Below are 17,695 nucleotides of genomic sequence, written 5' to 3'. Positions count from 1 at the left end.
GGCACCCGGCGAATGGGTATACGCATTGACCTCGGACGAATCCCCTGCTCCAAGCGGGGCCAGTCAGGGCTCGTCACCCGGTCGGACAGGTCCTTAAGTAGGGTTTCCGGACACTACTTTCGGTAGCCAGACCGTCTCCCTGAACGTGTTAAGCACCGCCGGAACGCGTGAATCGCCGACGTTTCGCACGCGCGGTGTTCCTCGACCAGTGGATCCCGCGGCAAACCGGTGACAGCCGGTAGGCGGACGTGTGACGGCGGTACTGACCACCTATTCGGTTAATGGTTTACGGACCGTTAAGCGCTGCTTAGGCTCCCGCGCACAGCCCCCGGTGTACGTCGAGGAGGTCCGTATGTGGCTCACGGCTCCCCGTCCCACCTCCGTGAGCGTCCGGTCGGGACCCGCCCGGCTGACCGGCCGCGACACCGAGCTCGACGCGATCGTCGGCGTGCTCCGGCGGCGTCCGGCCGCCGTCCTGATCGAGGGCGAGCCCGGCATGGGCCGGACCCGGCTGCTCGCCGAGATCGGGCGCCGCAAGGAGTTCGAAGGCGGTCGCGTGCTCACCGGCGCCTGCCAGCCGCTGCGGGAACCGTTCCCCTACGGGCCCATCCTGGAAGCGCTTCGCTCGGTGGGCGACGCGCCGCTCGGGCCGCTGAGCCCGGTCGCCGGCGTGCTGCGGCCGTTGCTGCCGGAGCTCGCGGAAGCGCTTCCTCCGCGCCCCGAACCCCTCGCCGACCCGGTCGCCGAACGCCACCGCGTCTTCCGCGCGGTGCGGGAGCTCCTGCGGGCGTGCGGACCGGCGCTCGTGCTGATCGACGACCTGCAGTGGGCCGACGAAGACACCCGCGACCTCATGCGGTTCCTCGCCGGCGCGATGCCGCCGGAGCTGGCGGTGGTCGGCACCTACCGGTCGGCGACCGACGTCCGCCCCGGGCCGCTCGGCGCCCCCTTCCGGACCGACCCGGCGGTCCACTCCGCACGTGTCGCGCTGGGCGCGCTCGACGTCACGGCGGTGCGCAAGCTCGCGGTCGAAATCCTCGAACTGCCCCGCGTCACCGACGAGTTCGCGGCCAAGCTGCACGAGTGCACCGCCGGGATCCCGTTCGTGGTCGAAGAAACGCTGCGGGCCCTGCGCGAAGCGGCCGAGCGGCTGCCGGTCGGCGAAGTCCTCTCCGATCGGATGCTGGAGAACCTCGAAGTCCCGGTGCTTTTGCGCGAGGCCGTCACCGAACGGCTTTCCACGCTGCCGGGGCCGGCCGTGCAGCTGGCCGGCGCGGCCGCGGTGCTCGGCGTCGGCGCCGAAGCCGCCGTGCTCGGTGAGCTGGCCGGGCTCCCGGACGACGTCCTCCGCACCGCGCTGCTCGCCGCGTTGTCCGGCGGGGTGCTCGGCGAGGTCGGCGACGGCAAGTACGGCTTCCGGCACCCGTTGGCGCGCAAGGCGGTCTACGACACGGTGAGCGGGCCCGAGCGCGCGTTGCTGCACGCGCAGGCGATCCGCGTGCTCGCCGCCCAGCCGTCCCCGCCGCTCACGCTGCTGGCCCGCCACTCCCGCGCGGCCGGCCGCGTCGACCAGTGGCGCCACTACGCCGAAGCCGCCGCGGACGAGGCCGTCACCCGCGGTGAGACGTCCCGCGCGATCGACCTCCTGCAGTCGGTGCTGGCCGAGCCCGGTCCGGCGCAGTCCGACATCGGGCGCGTCGCCGGCAAGCTGAGCCAGGTCGCGCTGCGCGGGTTCCGGCCCGACGTGATCGGCACGCTGGAGCGCGTCATCGAAGAGGTGGCGCTGCCGCCGTCGGTGCGCGGCTCGATCCGGCTGAGCCTCGGCATGCTGCAGGTCCGGACCATCGGCGGGCTCGGCCGCGGCCGCCTCGAGGTCGAGCGCGCGATCGGCGAGCTGACCGACCGGCCCGACCTCGCCGCGCGCGGGATCACGCTGCTCGCGCAGCCGATCGACGGGCTGACGCCGTTGTCGTGGCACGAATCCTGGCGCGCCCGCGCGGGCGAGGTGTACGAGCGGCTCGACGACCCCGAGCTGCGGCTCGCCCTGACCGCCGACCGCATCGCGGCGGCGTCACACGTCGGCGACCCGTCGGCGTGGACGGAGTTCGAAACGCTGTCGGACACCGTGGGCACGGTCGCCGAGCGCGTCCAGCTGGCCCGGCTGTGGTGCAACCTCGCCGACGGCCAGTCGTGGGCGGGTCACCTCGACCGGGCGGAACGGCTGGTGACCGAAGGCGTCCGGCGGGCGACCGACGCGGGCGCGTTGTACGCGATCGGCCTGATCCAGGGCACCCGCGTCCGGCTCGACTGGGTACGCGGGCGCTGGAACGGGCTCGCCGAAGCCGCCGAGCAGCTGCGCGACAGCTATCCGGAGCTCGGCCCGATCGTCATGGAGTCGTCGCTGGTGCTCGGCGGGCTCGCGGCGGTGCGCGGGGAGTTCGCCGCCGCGCAACGGCACCTGGCCGCGGCGAGCGTCCACGCGCCGGACCGCGGGCCGATCCCGGTGGTGCTCTCGGCGGCCGGAGTGCTGATCACGGTCCTGCTGGCGACCGACGACGTCGACGGCGCGTGCGCGGCGGCCGACACGGCGGTGGCCGCGGCCGGACGCAAGGGCGTCTGGATCTGGGCGGCGGCGCTGGTCCCGGCGGCGGCGCAGGCGTACGCGCGGGCCGGGCGCTGGCCGGAGGCCGACAACGTGGTGGAGGCGTTCGCCCGCGGCATCGAGGACCGGGACGCACCGGTCGCGACGGCGGCGCTGATCGCCGGCCGCGCGGTGCTGCTGGAGGCCCGCGGGAAGCACCTGGCCGCGGCGGCGCTGTTCGACGAAGCGGCGTCGGGCTATGCGGCGTTGCCGATGCCGTACCCGGCGACGGCGATGCGCGAGCGGGCGGCGATGTGCCGGCTCGCGGCGGGCAACCGCGACGCGGTCGAGGAGCTGACGGCGGCGGCCGAGGCGTACGAGCAGCTGGGCGCGACGCGCGATGCCGGGCGCTGCCGTCACCAGCTGCGCGAGCACGGGGCTTGGGCGCCTTCGCAACGCGGACGGCGCGGGTACGGAAGCGAGCTTTCGCCGCGCGAACGCGAAGTCGCGCGGATGCTCGCGGAGGGGCGGACGAACCGGGAGATCGCGGACGGGCTGTTCCTCTCGCCGCGCACGGTCGAACAACACGTCGCGAAGGTGCTGCGAAAACTCGGCGCCCGCTCCCGCACCGACGTCGCCCGCAAGCTGCCGGGCGAAGTCACCACCGCTCCCGCCGGCTGACCCACCCCGCACTTTCACGTGAAAGTGCGTCCCGGGTCGCGCTGGTGGCCACCCGCCAGCGCCCCAATGTGGCCTTCGGTGCGTCCCACGCACCCAAGGCGGCCTTCGGTGCGTGGGACGCAACCAAGGCCACATTGGGGCGCTTGGGGTGAGCGTTGGCGTGGTGGGCGGGAGCGGCCTAGCGTGAGCCGGTGACCGAACAGGCCCTTCCCGCGTGGCGCCGGCGGACCTCCGGCGAGACCCGGTGGCCCGCGATGGGCGTCGTCGTCGCCACGCTCGTCCTGCAGGTCGCCCTGCCCGACGACATGGCGCTGCACCCGCGGTGGCTGCTGCCCGGCGTCTCCGTGCTGCTCGTCGTGGCCCTGCTGCTGGTCAACCCCGGCCGCATGTCGCAGTTCAGCGCCGTCGAGCGGGTCATCTCACTGCTGCTCGTCGCGACCGTGACCGGCGTCAACGCCTTCTCCGCCATCTCGCTCGTCTACGGCATCGCGGCCGGCACGATCGGCGACCGCGCCGGGGCCGTGCTCGTCACCGGCGGGATCGTCTACTGGACGAACATCGTCGCCTTCTCCCTCTGGTACTGGGAGTTCGACCGCGGTGGTCCGGGCCGGCGGGCCGCAGGCCGGGCCGAGTTCCCCGACCTGCAGTTCCCGCAGATGGCCGACCCGGACCTGGCGCACCAGGACTGGGAACCGTCCTACCTGGACTACCTCTACTTCTCCTTCACCAACGCGGCCGCCTTCAGCCCCACCGACGTCATGCCCCTGCGGATCTGGGCGAAGATGACGATGATGCTGCAGGCCGTCGTCTCGCTGGTGCTGGCGGTGATGGTGGTCGCCTGGGCGATCAACAACCTCAAGTAGCTCAGTGCCGTGAGATCGTGAAGCTCTGGCCGTCCGAACCGATGGCGCCCGGGATCCAGGTGTAGCTGCCGCGGTCGTCCGCGTTCAAGCCCGACGGGCTGGTCGAGGCCAGGTTCGTCCCGTTGAACTTGACGCCGGTGAACGTGATCCCGCCGGAGATCGAGGGGTAGGAGTCCGTCGGCGACTCGATGATCGCCTCCGCCGACGCGTGCTTCGACGTCAGCGACTTCGTGGTGGACTTGGACCAGCCCTTGGTCGTGTCGGAGAGGTCCAGCCGGTAGGTGTTCGTGGCGGTGCGGGTCACCGTCGCGGTGATGTGGTCGCCCGCGCTCACCGACACGTTGTAGTACACCGGCGCGGCCGGGTACATCTCGTACCAGGCCGAGTACACCGGCCGCCCGCTCGAGCAGTCCGTCTCGACGCCGGTCTGTTCCACTGTGGACGATCCGTCCCCGTCGATGCCGACCCACGGCGCGAAGAGGTCGTTGCTCGACTGGCACGTCACCGCCGGTTCGGTCCAGCTCGCCGTCGCCGTCGTGAAGCTGCCGAAGCTGACGTAACCGCCCCAGTTGCCGCCCGAGAACTGGTGACCGTGGAAGTGGGAACCGTACTCGACCGCAGCGTGGGCAGTGCCCGAAACAGCGAGGCCGGCAGCAGCCGCGGCAACCGCCGTGAGGACTCGGACAGCACGCGACGCAAGGATCCTGGACATGCGGGGACTCCGTTCACCGAGGGGGACCGGGAAAACCGTGTCCCCAAGTGTTGGATCCGCACCGCCCGGAAGGTAGCTACTTTCGAAGGGTCTTCACATTCCGGGAAACAATCACCAATTTGCCGGAATTGCACGGTAATGAACGAAAAGACCCGTGAAGGCCTCCGCGGGGGAAGAGGCCTTCACGGGCCATATATCGCTCACCTACCGCCCGGTCAGGTGAGCGGGGCTACTGCTGGACCCGCGCGCGCGCCGCGTCCACGAACTTCGTCGTGTACGTCTGCGACAGGTCGATCTTGTCCTTCTTCGGCTTGACGTTGCTGGACGACTCACCCAGCACCTTCAGCACGTTCTGCGCGCCCGCCGGGTCCATCCGGCCGTCGGGCGTGAACATCGGCAGGCTGTCTTTCAGCGACTTCACGTACAGCGCCTTGTCCCCGCCGGCGAACGACGGCGGCATGATGTCGGCGACCTGTTCCGGCGTGTGCGTCGAAATCCAGTTGAGGCTTTCCACGTACGCATTGGCCAGTTTCTGCACGATGTCCGGATACCGCTTCACGATTTCGCAACCCATGTAGAGCGAGCTGGCCGGGTACAAACCACCCAAAGCGGCTTTCGTGCCTTCGACCGTGCGCATGTCGTAAAGCACCTTCGCCTGGCCGGTGTTGGTCAGCTGCGCGATCGTCGGGTCGGTGGTCATCCCGGCGTCGATCGATCCCTGGTTCATCGCCGAGATGAACGTCTGCCCGGCGCCGACCTTGACCGGCGTGTACTCCTTCGAGCTGACCCCACCGCGCGAGGCGAGGGCCTTGGTCAGGAAGTCCGTCGACGAGCCCAGCGACGTGACGCCGAGGTTGCGGCCCTTGAAGTCCTTGCCCGACCGGATCTCGCCCGCCTTGCCGGTGGCGACCATCTCGGCCTCGCCCGGCACGTTCGCGAACTGCACGACGCTCTGGATGCACTGCTCCTTGGCCTGCAGGTCGATCGTGTGGTCGTAGAACCCGACGACCCCCTGCACCTCGCCGGCCAGCAGCGACGTCTCGGCGTTGGCGCCCGACGGCTGGTCGAACAGCTCGACGTCGAGCCCCTGCCGCTTGTAGGCGCCGATCTGCTGGGCCAGCTGGCCGGGCAAGTAGATGACCTTCGAGATGCCACCGATCATGATCTTGATGTGCGGCTGGCCGGAGGTGCCGAGGGCGATCTCCCGCGAGTCCCGGCAGGCCGTGACCCCGGCCAGGGTGACCGCGAGCGCGGCCACCACGCCGACTGTCCTCTTCAGGCGCATGTCAGACCACTCCGTGCGCGGCGTCGGCGGCGGACGGCGGGCGCCACCGCAGCAGCCTGCCCTCCAGCGAACTGATGCCCCACTCCGCGAGCAGCGCGACCACGGTGATGATCAGCATCCCGGCGTACACGCCGGCCGTGTCGAACGTGCCCTGCGCGTTGGCGATCAGGAAGCCCATGCCGGCCTTCGCGCCGGTGTACTCGCCGACGACCGCGCCGATCAGCGCGAACCCGAAGGCGACGTGCAGCGACGATAGGATCCACGACGTCGCGCTCGGCAGCACGATCGACTTGAGCACCTGACCGCGCGTCGCGCCGAGGATGCGGGCGTTGTCGATCAGGTTCCGGTCGACCTCACGGGCGCCGGTGAAGGCGTTGAAGAACACCGCGAAGAACACGAGCACGACGACGGTCGCGACCTTCGACGACAGGCCGAGCCCGAACCAGATGACGAACAGCGCGGCGAGCACGATGCGCGGCAACGCGTTGGCGGCCTTGATGAACGGCGCCAGCACCTGCGCGAGGTAGGAGCTGCGGCCGAGGATCACGCCGAACACGACACCGAAGATGGCGCCGATCACGAAGCCGATCGCGGCCTCCTCGACGGTCACCAGGATCTGGTACCAGATCGAGCCGAAGTCGGTGCCGGCGCTGAACCACTCGACCAGCCGCTCCCAGATCTTCGACGGCTTCGAGTAGAAGAACGGGTCGATCCAGTACGTCGCGGTCAGCTCCCAGCTGCCCAGCCAGACGACCACGATCGCCAGGCGCAGCAGCCAGATGTTGCGCTTGCGCCGCGCGGAAGCCTGCTTCGCGCGGGCGAGGATGTCCTGCTCGGTCTCCAGGACCGGGAGGGGCGCGGACGTGGCCGCCGGGGTCTCAAGCGACATTGCTCGCTCCCTTCTCACGGGCCTTGTCGACCTCGCTGCGCAGTGATTCCCAGATGTCGGCGTAGAGCTTGCGGAACTCCTCGGTGAGCCGCAGCTCCTCGACCTTCCGCGGCCGCTCCAGCGGGATCTCGAAGACGTCCTTCACGGTGGCCGGCGACGACGTCAGCACGACGACCTTGTCGGCCAGCGCGATGGCCTCGTCGAGGTCGTGCGTCACGAAGATCACCGCGGCACCCGAACCCGACCACAACCGAAGCAGCTCGTCCTGCATCAGCGCGCGGGTCTGCACGTCGAGGGCGGAGAACGGCTCGTCCATCAGCATGATCTTCGGCTTGGTGACGAGCGTCTGGGCCAGCGCGACACGCTTGCGCATGCCGCCGGAGAGCTGGTGCGGGTAGTACTTCTCGAACCCGGCGAGCCCGACGCGGGCGATCCAGTCGACGGCCTGCGCGCGGGCCTCCGCCTTCGGCACCCCGCGGAACCGCGGGCCGGAGGCGACGTTCTCCAGCACCGAACGCCACGGCATCACGGCGTCGGTCTGGAACATGTAGCCGACGCCGTCCGGGATGGACTTCACGTCCTCGCCGTTCACCCGCACGCGCCCCGCGGACGGCGGCTGCAGCCCCGAGACCAGCGAGAGCGTCGTCGACTTGCCGCAGCCGGTGGGGCCGACGACGGCGACGAACTCGCCCGGCTGGACGGTCATGGTCAGGTCGCGGACGGCCGTGTGCACGGAACCGGACCCGCTCGGGAACCGTTTGGTGGCTCCGGTGAGTTCGATCAGAGGGGGGACCATGGGGAGGTGACTCCTTCGTCACGTGGTGCCTGTCACGTTGGGAAGGGACGTTAAGTACGCGTGGCGCCCAGGTGAAGCTTGTCGACGTTCTGCGTGCGAGCTGCGCGTTCTGAATGTTTTGCGCGTTTAGCGCACGGCCGTGAGCTGGGGGTATGTTCCCAGCCATGCCAAAGTGGGCGCTCTTCCCGCGGATGCGGTTCAGCAGGCAGGTGCTGCTGCTGCAGATCGGCGTGGTCGTCCTCGTCGTCGGGATCGGCGTCGCGCTGGTCAGCGTGCTCCTGCGCGACACCCTCACCGACCAGTTCGGCGAGCGCGCGCTGGCCATCGCGAAGTCCGTGGCGGCGGACCCGGTCGTCGTGGCCGACACGACCGCGAAGCTCCCCGACGGCGCGCTCCAGGAGCGAGCGCTGACGGTGGCGGCGCGAACCGACGCGTTGTTCGTCGTGATCACCGATGACCAGGGCATCCGGCTCGCGCACCCGACGCTGAGCGAGATCGGCAAGAAGGTCAGCACGTCGGCGGAAAAGGCGCTCGCCGGGCTCGACGACGTCAACACGGTGGCGAGCGGCACCCTCGGCCTGTCCGTCCGCAGCAAGACGCCGATCTGGACACCGGACCACCGCCGGGTGGTCGGCGAGGTGAGCGTCGGGTTCGAAGTGGCCCAGCCGATCAGCGCGTTCAACCAGAAGCTCGCGATCACGCTGCTGTTCGCCGGCGGCGCGCTGCTGCTCGGCGCGGGCGCGTCGGCGCTCCTGAACCGGCGGCTGCGACGTGTGACGCACGGCCTCGAACCACACGAGCTCACCGAGCTGCTCTACGAACGCGAAGCCGTGCTGCACGGGATCGGCGAGGGCGTCCTCGCGGTCGACGAAGCGAACCGCGTTTCAGTGCGCAACGACGAAGCCGAACGCCTCCTCGGCACCGAGCTCCCGATCGGCGCGGCGATGGCGGAGCTGGAACTCAGCCCGCGGGTGCACAAGGCCGTCGCCGAAGGGCGCCCGGTCGACAACCTGCTGGCCGTGGCGGGCAACCGGGTCCTGGTGATCAACTCGCGTGTGGTCCGCCTGGACGACCGGGACATCGGCACCGTGCTGACCTTCCGCGACCGCACCGACCTCGACACGCTCACCCGCGAGCTCGACGGCATCCGCGTGCTGTCCGACGGCCTGCGCGCCCAGCGGCACGAGTTCGCGAACCGGCTGCACACGCTGTACGGGCTGCTCCAGCTCGGCCACCACACCGAAGCCGTCGAGTACCTGCAGACGCTGACGGACTCGAGTTCCGCCCGGCCGAGCGAGCTGGGCGACGCCGTCGCCGATCCCTACCTGCAGGCGCTGCTCGTCGCGAAAACCGAACAGGCGCAGGAAAAGGGGCTCACGCTCGAGCTCGCCGACGACACCTGGGTGCCGACGACCGTCACCGACCCGATCGCGGCGAACACCGTGATCGGCAACCTCGTCGACAACGCGCTGCACGCCGCCCGGATGGGCCCGCGGCGGCCGGCGACCGTCGAGGTCAGCCTGCTCGCCGAGGGCGGCACCCTGCACTTGTCCGTTGTGGACAGTGGCTCCGGGGTGCCCGAAGACCTGCGCCGGACGCTGTTCGACGAAGGCGTCTCGACGAAGATCGCGCCCGGCCACGGGCTCGGGCTGGCGCTGGCCCGGCAGGCCGCCCGCGCCCGCGGCGGCGACGTCTGGCTGGCCGGCCCCGGCGACGGCGAGACGGGTGCCCTGTTCGTCGCGAAACTCCCCGGAATGCTGACGGAGGACGGATGATCCGCACGCTCATCGTCGACGACGACTTCCGCGTCGCCGGGGTGCACGCCGGGTTCGTCGAGGAGGTCGACGGCTTCGCGGTGGTCGGCACCGCGCACACCGCGGCGGAGGCCCGCGCCCGCGTCCGGGAGCTCGCGCCGGACCTGGTCCTGCTCGACGTCTACCTGCCCGACGAGTCCGGCCTCGCGGTGCTCCCGGAGCTGCAGACCGACACGATCGTGCTGTCCGCGGCGACCGACAGCACGTCGGTGGCGGCGGCGATCCGGGCCGGTGCGCTGAACTACCTGATCAAGCCGTTCACCACGCGCCAGCTCGCGGAACGGCTGACGTCGTACGCGCGTTTCCGCGGCCTGCTCGCCGAGGACCGGGCCATGGGCCAGGACGACGTCGACCGCGCGTACCGGGTGCTGCACGACCAGGACCGCACGTCCGCGCCGAAGGGCCAGTCGACGGCGACGTCCCGGCTCGTCTCGGAGCAGCTGCGCCGGGCGGGCCGCCCGCTGTCGGCCGCGGAGGTGGCGGGAGAGCTGGGCATGGCGCGGGCGACGGCGCAGCGGTACCTCACGGCCCTGGCCGAGTCGGGGACGGTCCGGATGCGGCTGCGCTACGGCGCCACCGGGCGCCCCGAGCACGAGTACCGCTGGTCCGGCGCCTGAATCAGCGGCGAGTCGTCGTGTCCGCGCGGTACTGGTACTGCTGCATCATGCTTTCGGCGACGTCCACCCAGGACTGGACCGGGTTGGGCTTCGACGCCGTCGGCGAAGGCAGGTCGACGCGTGCCTCGTCTTCCTCGGGCACGGTCTTCTTCGGCTGCGGCTTCGCTTGCGCCTGAACGTGTTTCGTGGCCGGCTTGGCGGGCGCCGGCACGAACACGGTCGTCGGGGCGGGTGTGGCCGCCGGCGCCTGCGGGGCTTGCGGCTGGGGCGGCGCCTCGGCGACGGCCGGGCGGGCGTCCACCTGGGCCACGTCGTCGGCCGGCGCCGAACCGAACAGGCCACCGGAGAGCATGCCGCCACCCAGCCAGCCGGCGGCGACGAGCAGCACCGCGGCGCCACTGCCCAGCCACGTGCGGGCGCGCCGCCGGATCACCACGGACTTCGGCCGCAGGTCCTGGTCGCACACCGGCGGCCGGGTGTAGATCGGCTCGAGCTCGGGCAGCTCGTCGTCGGTGCGACGGCGCTGCGGCAGGCTCGCGGCGATGATGCCGGTGCGATCCAGCAACTCCACCGCGGTGTCGCCGGACGGACGGGTCGCACTGCGCTGTGCGGTGCGAAGCATCGGGGACCTCCGGTACGGGGCTCGTGGACCCCCCGCATTCTGGACCATTTCGGACGGCTCTGTCAGAAACGCAACTCCATTGAGTGATGCGGCACCCCGAAAGGCGCAGTCCGAAAGTGATTCGGCCTTCACATCTTCTTGAGCCCCATGCGCGCGAGGACCGCGAGCGGACGCTGGTACGCCGAGCCGAGCACGCGCGGGATGGCGTCGATGACGTAGGCGTCCGGTCCGATGAGGATCCGCGCCGACTTCCGCTCGATCCCGCGCAGGATCGTCTGCGCCGCCTTCTCCGGCGTCGTCTTCGCGATCCGCTCGAAGCCCTGCGCGGCCTTCTCCTGGTCGTCGGCGCCACTTCGCGAGTTGCGCACGATGTTGGTCTTGATCCCGCCGGGGTGCACGCAGCTGACCCCGACCGGGTGGCGCGCGATCAGCATTTCCTCGCGCAGGGCTTCGGTGAATCCGCGCACCGCGAACTTCGCCGCGTTGTACGCGCTCTGCGTCGGCACGCCGACGAAGCCGAAGACGCTGGAAATGTTCACGACGTGCCCGTCGCCGGAAGCGATCAGGTGCGGCAGGAAGGCCTTCGTGCCGTTGACGACGCCGCCGAGGTTGATGCCCATCAGCCAGTCGTAGTCCTCGAACGTCATCTCTTCGACGGTCGCGCCGAGCGCCACGCCGGCGTTGTTCACGATGACGTTGACGCGGCCGAATTCCGCCGCGACCTCGTCGGCGTGGGCGAGCACGGCGGCGCGGTCGGCGACGTCGAGGGTGTACGGGCGGGCGTTGTCCCCGGCCAGCTCGGCCGTTTCCGCGGCGTTCGCGGCGTTGACGTCGGAGAGGGCCACGCGCGCCCCGCGCCGGGCGAACTCGAGCGACAGCGCCCGCCCGATCCCCGAGCCCGCACCGGTGACGACCACGACCTTGCCCGCGAACTGCTTCATCGGCCCTCCGTGCTACTAGGTGTTACCCGCGAGTCACGGATATTAGCGGCTGTGAGCTTGCTGTGGGTGTGCCGATCGTGTCGGTGCGGCACCTTAAGGTGAGGGAGACCGAAGACCGGGACGAGGAGGAGATGCCCGTGCGGCGGCCCGCCGTCCTGCTCGCCTTCGCCGCGGTTCTGCTGCTCGGCGCGGCTTTCGTGGTCTTCGCGGCCCGGGAGCCGCGGTCGGCGAACGCCTCCGCCTCGGACACCGTCGAGGCCGTGCCGGCGTCGACGCCCGACCTGCCCGCGGAGTCCAGTCCCGCGGTCGGCGCGCTGTTCCTCGACGGTTCGCACTACTGCACCGCCAGCGTCGTCCACAGCGACCAGGGCGACGTGCTGCTGACCGCGGCCCACTGCATCCACGACGGCGAGGGCGGCGGCTACCTCACCGGCGTCAAGTTCGCCCCCGCCTACCACGACGGCGTCGCGCCGTTCGGCTTCTGGACGGTGTCCGACGAGCTCGTCGCGCCCGGCTGGAGCGCGTCGTCGGACCCGGACCTCGACGTCGGTTTCGCCACCGCGCACCAGGCCGGCGCCACCAAACCGCTGGAAAGCCTGGTCGGCGCGAACACCCTCGCCACCGGCACCGGGTTCGAGCAGGCCATCACGCTCACCGGCTACCCGGACGACTCCGAGGTGCCCGCCGTCTGCCGGAACACGACGAGCCGCCAGGACACGTTCCAGCTGAAGGTGGACTGCGCGGGCTTCCCGACGGGCACCAGTGGCGGCCCGTGGGTCACCGCGCCGGACCCGAAGACCCGCCTCGGCACGGTCATCGGCGTCATCGGCGGGTTCGAGTACGGCGGCGACGACCCGGACACGTCGTACTCGAGCTACTTCGACACGGACGTCCAGGCCCTCTACCGGCAGACGACGGCCCGGGCATGATGCGCGTATGAGTGATCCCGTCGACGTACCCATCACCGGTGAGCCGATCCGGCTCGGCCAGTTCCTCAAGCTGGCCGGCCTCGCCGAAGACGGCTCCCACGCGAAGGACCTGATCGACGCGGAGGAGGTCACCGTCAACGACGAGGTCGAGACCCGCCGCGGCCGCCAGCTGACCGACGGCGACGTCGTGGCGGTCGGCGCGAACCGCGGCAAGGTCGTCCTGGTCCACTGACCCGAGCTAACCCACGCTGGTCAGCGGCGGCAGGCCGATCGACGCCGCCAGCGCGTCCAGCTCGCGGCGCACCGGGCCGGACAGCGGCACCCCCAGCGCCCGGCACTGCTCCAGGTGCTGGGCTTCGCGCCAGCCGGGGTAGCGGATCGGCGCCCCGCCGTCCCAGCCGAGCATGCTGCCGAAGAGCGCGCTGGCCGCGCGGTAGAAGCCGTCGGCGCTGCGCAGCGTCGTCGGCGCGATCGCCAGCACCAGCAGGCCGGTGTCGTGTTCGTGGTCGGCCACGCCGGAGAGCACCCCGGCGAGGACCTCGACCAGCAGCGTCAGCCCGGCTCCTTCCGAGCCGGAGCGGTCCATGTCGAAGACGAACTCGGGGTACGCGCCCCCGGGCGCGGCCATGCCCAGGGGGTTCATCGGCTGGCCGGGTTCGCCGCCCGCGGCGAGCACCAGCCCGATCATCGCGTGGGGCAGGGCGCGCGCGGCGTGGTGCCCGGCCCGGCCGAACGGCCCGACGCCGCGCAGCGAGACGAGCCCGACGCCGAAGCGGCCGGCCCGCGTCACCGCCCGGTCCATCGCGTCGCCGACCGCCCAGAGCCCGGGCGCGCGGCGGTAGTCGAGCAGCGCGGCGGCCCCGCGGTCGGCGATCATCAGCGGCTCGGCGTGCGGCACGACGTGCCCGGTCTTCAGCATCGGCAGGTGGATCCGGGTCAGGTCGGCGACGCCGGTGTCCGGGGAACCGACCAGGTCGCCGTGGCAGAGCGCTTCGGCCGCCATGCGGGCGCGCGGTTCGGGGAAGCCGTGGGCGGCGAAGACGTGTGCCACGAGGGTGACCAGCTCGTCGGCCCGCACGCGCGGCCAGGCCTGTTCCGGGATCGGGCTTTCCGGGGTTTCTTCTTCGAGGATGCGGGGTTCGGGACGGGCGGAGCGGAAGGGACGCGGTCTGAGAGGCACTTTCCCGACACTGCCCAACTGCGGGATCCGGCGTCAACGACGTGGGCCCGGGCCTACCCGACCGTGTGATCGAAGGCTCCGAAGAGTCGTACCCTGGGCGGCATGTGCCGAAACATCACCACCCTCCGAGGGCTCGAGCCGGCCGCGACGGGCGAGGAGATCGAGGCCGCGGCCCGCCAGTACGTGCGCAAGGTGACCGGCGTGCAGTCGCTGTCGGACGCCACGCGCGAACCGTTCGAAGCCGCGGTCGCCGAGATCACGGAGATCACCACGCGGCTGCTGGAGCAGCTGCCCGCCCGCCGTCAGCCACCGGCGACCATCCCGCCGCTGCGCCGTCCCGAGGTGCAGGCCCGAATCGCGGCCAAGGCGCTGAAGCAGGCCTGAACTGTCGTACCCCGTCGCTAGGCTGGCCGCATGAGCGGACAGGGCTTGGTACTGGGCGGCGGCGGGGTCGCCGGAGTCGCGTGGACGACGGGGTTGCTGACGGGGCTGGCCGAGCGCGGCCAGGACCTGACGGGCGCGGACCTGTTCGTCGGGACGTCGGCGGGATCGGTGGTCGCCGCGCAGGTGACCAGCGGTACGCCGCTCCAGGAGCTGTACGCGCGCCAGGCCGATCCGGCGCGGCAGACCCCGGAGATCCCGGCCGAAATCGACTTCGAGAAGTTCGCGGCCGACTTCGGCGGCGCGGTCACCGGCTCGACGTCACCGGCGGAGGTCCGGCGCGCGGTGGGCCGGCTCGCGCTGGCGGCCGAGACGGCGCCCGAGGCGGAGCGCCGCGCGGTGATCGAGGCGCGGCTTCCGGTGCACGACTGGCCGGAGCAGCGCCTGGTGATCGTGGCGGTCGACGCCGAGACGGGCGAGCCGCGCCGCTTCGACCGCGCGTCCGGGGTGTCCCTGGTCGACGCGGTGGCGGCGAGCTGCGCGGTCCCGGGCGTCTGGCCGGCGGTGACGATCGGCGGCCGGAGGTACGTGGACGGCGGCGTCCGCTCGGCCGAGAACGCCGACTACGCGGTGGGCTGCACCCGCGTCACGGTGGTCGCGCCGCTGGGAGTGGACGCTCCGCTGCCGATGGAAAAGCCCCTGCTCGAGGTGCTGGACGACCTGCGCGCGGCGGGCGCGGAGGTCGCCCTGATCACCCCGGACGAGGCTTCGGTGGCGGCGTTCGGCGAGAACCCGCTGGACCCGGCGACCCGCACCCCGGCCGCGGAGGCCGGCCGCGCGCAGGGTGCGGCGTTGACGCTCACCTGGAAGTAGGCCGCGAGCGGCGAGCGGAGATCCAGCCGGACAAGGCGAAGCCGGCGATCACCAGGCCGACGGCAGCGAACGTCACGAGCGCCACCAACGGCGGCTCGTGCACGGTGTCGACCGCGATCCGCTCGCCGTCCGGCCAGTACCGGACCCCGATCCGGGTGCCGGCGGTGTACTCGCGGGTTTTGCCACGGTCGATCCGCACCTCCCGCAGCCGGCTGCCACCGGGCTCGTCGACGCGGACGGCCGCCGTGTTCCAGCCGGTGATCCGTTCCACCGTCCCGGTCGAAGCGACCGAACCCGAGTAGCCGGAGATCGCGCTCCCGCCGACGAAGACGGCGACGAGCACCCCGAACACCACCAGTACCGGGCGGATCGCCCCGGCCCGCGGTTCCCGGTCTGCCACCCTCGGCCCCCTCCGCACGCGGCTCCCCATGACCTGGAGCACGTCCCGGGCCGGGCGCAGGTTGCCCCGGACTCCGTCGGCTACCCTCGTGGGGCGAGGTAGCGTGTCCGAGCGGCCGAAGGAACATGTCTTGAAAACATGCGAGGGGGCAACCTCTCCGTGGGTTCGAATCCCACCGCTACCGCTCCAGGCCCCGGGCGCGGAGTAGCCGCGCCCGGGTTCAGCCGTCCACCTGCTCCAGGTGCTCGAAGACCCGGCTGAAGGCAGCGGCGATCGTCGCCTGTTCCTCGGGGCTCAGCAGGTCGATGAGGTGCTCGCGCACCCCTTCCACGTGTGTCGGCGCCGCTTTCTCCAGCAGCGCCTTGCCTTCCTCCGCCAGCTCCGTGATGACGCCGCGCTTGTCCTCCGGGTCGCGCACGCGCCGGACCATGCCCGCGTCCTCCAGCCGGCCGACCTGGTGGGACAGCCTGCTTTTCGTGGACCCCATCAGCACCGCCAGCTCGGACATCCGCATCCGGTGGCCGTCCTGCATCTCCAGGCAGACGAGCACTTCGTAGTCCGTCAGCGACACGTCGTGCCGGTCGGCCAGCTCGCGGTGCAGAACCTGCCGCAGCTTCAAGGTCGCCACGATGTAGGAGCGCCACGCCGCCATCTCGGCTTCGTTCAACCAACGCACAGGCCGCTCCTCGGTCATAAGGCAGCCTAGAACGCTGATCAAGGGACCGCGCGGTCCGAGTCCGAACTGCGGCGGGTAAAAATGCCGTCGCAACATCGCCCGAAGGTGGGGTTACGAAAAGGTTGAGACTCGGCCGGAAAAGGCGCATTCTGCTTGTGGCGGAAGGTCGGCCAGGGTAAGGCGCGGCGACGGTGACGTGCCGGCCCGGCTCCCCGCCGGGAGAGGTCAGGTGGTTGCGTGGCGGGTGATCCTCGCGGTTGACCGCCTGCTGTGTCCCCGCGACCGGAACGGTTCACGAACGGGCCGGGCGCGATTGCGAACAGCACTGCGCGGGCTTCCTTGCGTTCCTGCAAACGGCGTCGATCGGGCCTGTATCGGGTCACGACCTCGGCAGTCGTGACGACAGCGCCTGAACGCCGGCCCCCTCTCGCGGCCAACCGCCGACCAAAGACACAACCTCGGTACAGAGCCTGGGTGTGGCCGTCAGCGCGACGGCCGCGCCCAGGCTCGTTACCATCTGCGGGTGAGATTCGACGACGATGCCGGCCTGGATGCCTCCGAAGTCCAGGACCTGCGCGGAAGCGGTGGAGGCGGCGGCGGGATCGGCGGCCGCGTTGCGCTCGGCGGCGGCGGGCTCGGCGTCGTCGGGCTGATCATCTACTTCGTGCTCTCCCAGCTCGGCGGGGTGAGCCCCGGCGGCAGCGGCCTGAGCGGCGGGCTCGGCGGCGTCGGCTCCGGCCAAGCGGTCGACAACTCGAAGCTTTCCAGCGAGTGCAAGACCGGCGCGGACGCCAACAAGAACCACGACTGCGCGATCGTCGCGGTCGTCAACTCCGTCCAGGACTACTGGACGCAGCAGTTCTCGCGCTCCGGCTCGACCTACCGGAAGGCGCCGACGAACTTCTTCAACGGCGGCGTGCGCACCGGCTGCGGCAGCGCGACCTCCGACACCGGGCCGTTCTACTGCCCGGCCGACTCGGAGGTCTACATCGACCTCTCCTTCTTCGACGAGCTGAAGTCCCGCTTCGGCGCGCAGGGCGGCCTCTTCACCGAGGCGTACGTCCTCGCGCACGAGTACGGCCACCACGTGCAGAACCTGCTCGGCACGTCGAAGAAGGGCACCGGCACCGGCCCGACGTCCGGTTCGGTGCGCCTGGAACTGCAGGCCGACTGCTACGCCGGCGTCTGGGCCAACCACGCCTCGACGACGCCGACCGAGAGCGGCAAGCCGCTGATCACCGACGTCACGCAGGACGACATCGCCTCCGCGCTGGACACCGCGTCCCGCATCGGCGACGACTACATCCAGCAGAACCTCGGCGGCGGCCAGGTCGACCGCTCGAAGTTCACCCACGGCACGTCCGCGCAGCGCAAGAAGTGGTTCACCACCGGTTTCCAGACCGGCGACCCGGCCCGCTGCGACACCTTCGGCACGAACAGCCTGGGCTAGGACAC

18 protein-coding genes and 1 tRNA gene are annotated in these 17,695 nt (G+C 71.2%); 10 read left to right on the top strand and 9 right to left on the bottom strand.

Going from position 1 to position 17,695, the window contains the following annotated elements; genetic code table 11:
- The first annotated feature begins 352 nt into the window (after positions 1-352).
- Both ACZ4TR_RS36595 and ACZ4TR_RS36590 read left to right on the top strand, forming a co-directional pair.
- On the top strand, positions 353-3,262 hold the full coding sequence (locus ACZ4TR_RS36595; RefSeq protein WP_465292626.1) for an ATP-binding protein: 2,910 nt from the start codon (positions 353-355) through the stop codon (positions 3,260-3,262).
- A gap of 254 nt (positions 3,263-3,516) precedes the next feature.
- Complete coding sequence (locus ACZ4TR_RS36590) at positions 3,517-4,125, top strand: hypothetical protein (RefSeq protein WP_465293092.1); 609 nt, start codon at positions 3,517-3,519, stop codon at positions 4,123-4,125.
- A gap of 1 nt (position 4,126) precedes the next feature.
- Here ACZ4TR_RS36590 and ACZ4TR_RS36585 read toward each other — a convergent pair whose 3' ends face one another.
- From ACZ4TR_RS36585 to ACZ4TR_RS36570, 4 genes are all read right to left on the bottom strand, one after another.
- Positions 4,127-4,837: a G1 family glutamic endopeptidase gene (locus tag ACZ4TR_RS36585; protein WP_465292624.1), complete on the bottom strand. Its 711-nt coding sequence runs from the start codon at positions 4,835-4,837 to the stop codon at positions 4,127-4,129.
- A 229-nt stretch (positions 4,838-5,066) separates the two neighbouring features.
- Positions 5,067-6,122 (bottom strand): ABC transporter substrate-binding protein, encoded by a 1,056-nt coding sequence (locus ACZ4TR_RS36580; RefSeq protein ID WP_465292623.1) that lies wholly within the window; start codon positions 6,120-6,122, stop codon positions 5,067-5,069.
- 1 nt (position 6,123) lies between these two features.
- Complete coding sequence (locus tag ACZ4TR_RS36575) at positions 6,124-7,011, bottom strand: ABC transporter permease (protein ID WP_364525933.1); 888 nt, start codon at positions 7,009-7,011, stop codon at positions 6,124-6,126.
- The gene (locus ACZ4TR_RS36570) at positions 7,001-7,807 is read right to left on the bottom strand and encodes an ABC transporter ATP-binding protein (RefSeq protein WP_364382145.1); all 807 of its coding nucleotides are present in this window, start codon (positions 7,805-7,807) and stop codon (positions 7,001-7,003) included. Before ACZ4TR_RS36570 ends, ACZ4TR_RS36575 begins: the two co-directional genes overlap by 11 nt.
- A gap of 191 nt (positions 7,808-7,998) precedes the next feature.
- On the opposite strand from ACZ4TR_RS36570, the gene ACZ4TR_RS36565 reads away from it, so the two are divergent.
- Both ACZ4TR_RS36565 and ACZ4TR_RS36560 read left to right on the top strand, forming a co-directional pair.
- Positions 7,999-9,582, top strand: a complete 1,584-nt coding sequence (locus ACZ4TR_RS36565; RefSeq protein WP_465293090.1) for a sensor histidine kinase — start codon at positions 7,999-8,001, stop codon at positions 9,580-9,582.
- On the top strand, positions 9,579-10,238 hold the full coding sequence (locus ACZ4TR_RS36560) for a response regulator (protein WP_465292621.1): 660 nt from the start codon (positions 9,579-9,581) through the stop codon (positions 10,236-10,238). The genes ACZ4TR_RS36565 and ACZ4TR_RS36560 overlap by 4 nt, the downstream gene beginning before the upstream one ends.
- 1 nt (position 10,239) lies before the next feature.
- Here ACZ4TR_RS36560 and ACZ4TR_RS36555 read toward each other — a convergent pair whose 3' ends face one another.
- Together ACZ4TR_RS36555 and ACZ4TR_RS36550 are read right to left on the bottom strand one after the other, a co-directional pair.
- Complete coding sequence (locus tag ACZ4TR_RS36555) at positions 10,240-10,860, bottom strand: hypothetical protein (RefSeq protein WP_465292619.1); 621 nt, start codon at positions 10,858-10,860, stop codon at positions 10,240-10,242.
- 128 nt (positions 10,861-10,988) lie between these two features.
- Positions 10,989-11,801, bottom strand: a complete 813-nt coding sequence (locus ACZ4TR_RS36550) for an SDR family oxidoreductase (protein WP_465292618.1) — start codon at positions 11,799-11,801, stop codon at positions 10,989-10,991.
- 131 nt (positions 11,802-11,932) lie between these two features.
- Here ACZ4TR_RS36550 and ACZ4TR_RS36545 point away from each other — a divergent pair, with 131 nt between their 5' ends.
- Positions 11,933-12,730, top strand: coding sequence for a trypsin-like serine peptidase (locus tag ACZ4TR_RS36545; RefSeq protein ID WP_465293089.1), 798 nt, complete (start codon positions 11,933-11,935; stop codon positions 12,728-12,730).
- A 7-nt stretch (positions 12,731-12,737) separates the two neighbouring features.
- A complete protein-coding gene (locus tag ACZ4TR_RS36540) occupies positions 12,738-12,962 on the top strand; it encodes an RNA-binding S4 domain-containing protein (RefSeq protein ID WP_465292616.1) in 225 nt (74 codons plus the stop codon).
- A gap of 6 nt (positions 12,963-12,968) precedes the next feature.
- On the opposite strand, the gene ACZ4TR_RS36535 is transcribed toward ACZ4TR_RS36540, so the two are convergent.
- Positions 12,969-13,910, bottom strand: a complete 942-nt coding sequence (locus tag ACZ4TR_RS36535; RefSeq protein ID WP_364525925.1) for an Ldh family oxidoreductase — start codon at positions 13,908-13,910, stop codon at positions 12,969-12,971.
- 102 nt (positions 13,911-14,012) lie between these two features.
- Between ACZ4TR_RS36535 and ACZ4TR_RS36530 the strand changes: the two genes are divergently transcribed.
- Positions 14,013-14,294, top strand: coding sequence for a DUF2277 domain-containing protein (locus ACZ4TR_RS36530; RefSeq protein WP_364525923.1), 282 nt, complete (start codon positions 14,013-14,015; stop codon positions 14,292-14,294).
- Between the two features lie 30 nt (positions 14,295-14,324).
- The gene (locus tag ACZ4TR_RS36525) at positions 14,325-15,164 is read left to right on the top strand and encodes a patatin-like phospholipase family protein (protein ID WP_465292614.1); all 840 of its coding nucleotides are present in this window, start codon (positions 14,325-14,327) and stop codon (positions 15,162-15,164) included.
- On the opposite strand, the gene ACZ4TR_RS36520 is transcribed toward ACZ4TR_RS36525, so the two are convergent.
- Positions 15,151-15,564, bottom strand: a complete 414-nt coding sequence (locus ACZ4TR_RS36520) for a hypothetical protein (RefSeq protein ID WP_465292612.1) — start codon at positions 15,562-15,564, stop codon at positions 15,151-15,153. The genes ACZ4TR_RS36525 and ACZ4TR_RS36520 overlap by 14 nt on opposite strands.
- 97 nt (positions 15,565-15,661) lie before the next feature.
- On the opposite strand from ACZ4TR_RS36520, the gene ACZ4TR_RS36515 reads away from it, so the two are divergent.
- Positions 15,662-15,748 (top strand) — tRNA-Ser (locus tag ACZ4TR_RS36515).
- 36 nt (positions 15,749-15,784) lie between these two features.
- Here the strand turns inward: ACZ4TR_RS36515 and ACZ4TR_RS36510 are convergent.
- Positions 15,785-16,258: a MarR family winged helix-turn-helix transcriptional regulator gene (locus tag ACZ4TR_RS36510; RefSeq protein WP_364525917.1), complete on the bottom strand. Its 474-nt coding sequence runs from the start codon at positions 16,256-16,258 to the stop codon at positions 15,785-15,787.
- Between the two features lie 505 nt (positions 16,259-16,763).
- Between ACZ4TR_RS36510 and ypfJ the strand changes: the two genes are divergently transcribed.
- Complete coding sequence (ypfJ, locus tag ACZ4TR_RS36505) at positions 16,764-17,690, top strand: KPN_02809 family neutral zinc metallopeptidase (RefSeq protein ID WP_364525915.1); 927 nt, start codon at positions 16,764-16,766, stop codon at positions 17,688-17,690.
- The last annotated feature ends 5 nt before the right edge of the window (positions 17,691-17,695 follow it).

It is taken from the genome of Amycolatopsis sp. NPDC028719 (assembly GCF_055565395.1).
The sequence above is the reverse complement of the archived record's forward strand: the minus strand, read 5'-3'. Positions and strand labels throughout refer to the sequence as shown.

Coding starts and splice junctions, on each gene's coding strand:
- ACZ4TR_RS36595 (WP_465292626.1), top strand. CDS start 353: ATGTGGCTCACGGCTCCCCGTCCCACCTCCGTGAGCGTCCGGTCGGGA.
- ACZ4TR_RS36590 (WP_465293092.1), top strand. CDS start 3,517: ATGGGCGTCGTCGTCGCCACGCTCGTCCTGCAGGTCGCCCTGCCCGAC.
- ACZ4TR_RS36585 (WP_465292624.1), bottom strand. CDS start 4,837: ATGTCCAGGATCCTTGCGTCGCGTGCTGTCCGAGTCCTCACGGCGGTT.
- ACZ4TR_RS36580 (WP_465292623.1), bottom strand. CDS start 6,122: ATGCGCCTGAAGAGGACAGTCGGCGTGGTGGCCGCGCTCGCGGTCACC.
- ACZ4TR_RS36575 (WP_364525933.1), bottom strand. CDS start 7,011: ATGTCGCTTGAGACCCCGGCGGCCACGTCCGCGCCCCTCCCGGTCCTG.
- ACZ4TR_RS36570 (WP_364382145.1), bottom strand. CDS start 7,807: ATGGTCCCCCCTCTGATCGAACTCACCGGAGCCACCAAACGGTTCCCG.
- ACZ4TR_RS36565 (WP_465293090.1), top strand. CDS start 7,999: ATGCGGTTCAGCAGGCAGGTGCTGCTGCTGCAGATCGGCGTGGTCGTC.
- ACZ4TR_RS36560 (WP_465292621.1), top strand. CDS start 9,579: ATGATCCGCACGCTCATCGTCGACGACGACTTCCGCGTCGCCGGGGTG.
- ACZ4TR_RS36555 (WP_465292619.1), bottom strand. CDS start 10,860: ATGCTTCGCACCGCACAGCGCAGTGCGACCCGTCCGTCCGGCGACACC.
- ACZ4TR_RS36550 (WP_465292618.1), bottom strand. CDS start 11,801: ATGAAGCAGTTCGCGGGCAAGGTCGTGGTCGTCACCGGTGCGGGCTCG.
- ACZ4TR_RS36545 (WP_465293089.1), top strand. CDS start 11,933: ATGCCCGTGCGGCGGCCCGCCGTCCTGCTCGCCTTCGCCGCGGTTCTG.
- ACZ4TR_RS36540 (WP_465292616.1), top strand. CDS start 12,738: ATGAGTGATCCCGTCGACGTACCCATCACCGGTGAGCCGATCCGGCTC.
- ACZ4TR_RS36530 (WP_364525923.1), top strand. CDS start 14,013: ATGTGCCGAAACATCACCACCCTCCGAGGGCTCGAGCCGGCCGCGACG.
- ACZ4TR_RS36525 (WP_465292614.1), top strand. CDS start 14,325: ATGAGCGGACAGGGCTTGGTACTGGGCGGCGGCGGGGTCGCCGGAGTC.
- ACZ4TR_RS36510 (WP_364525917.1), bottom strand. CDS start 16,258: ATGACCGAGGAGCGGCCTGTGCGTTGGTTGAACGAAGCCGAGATGGCG.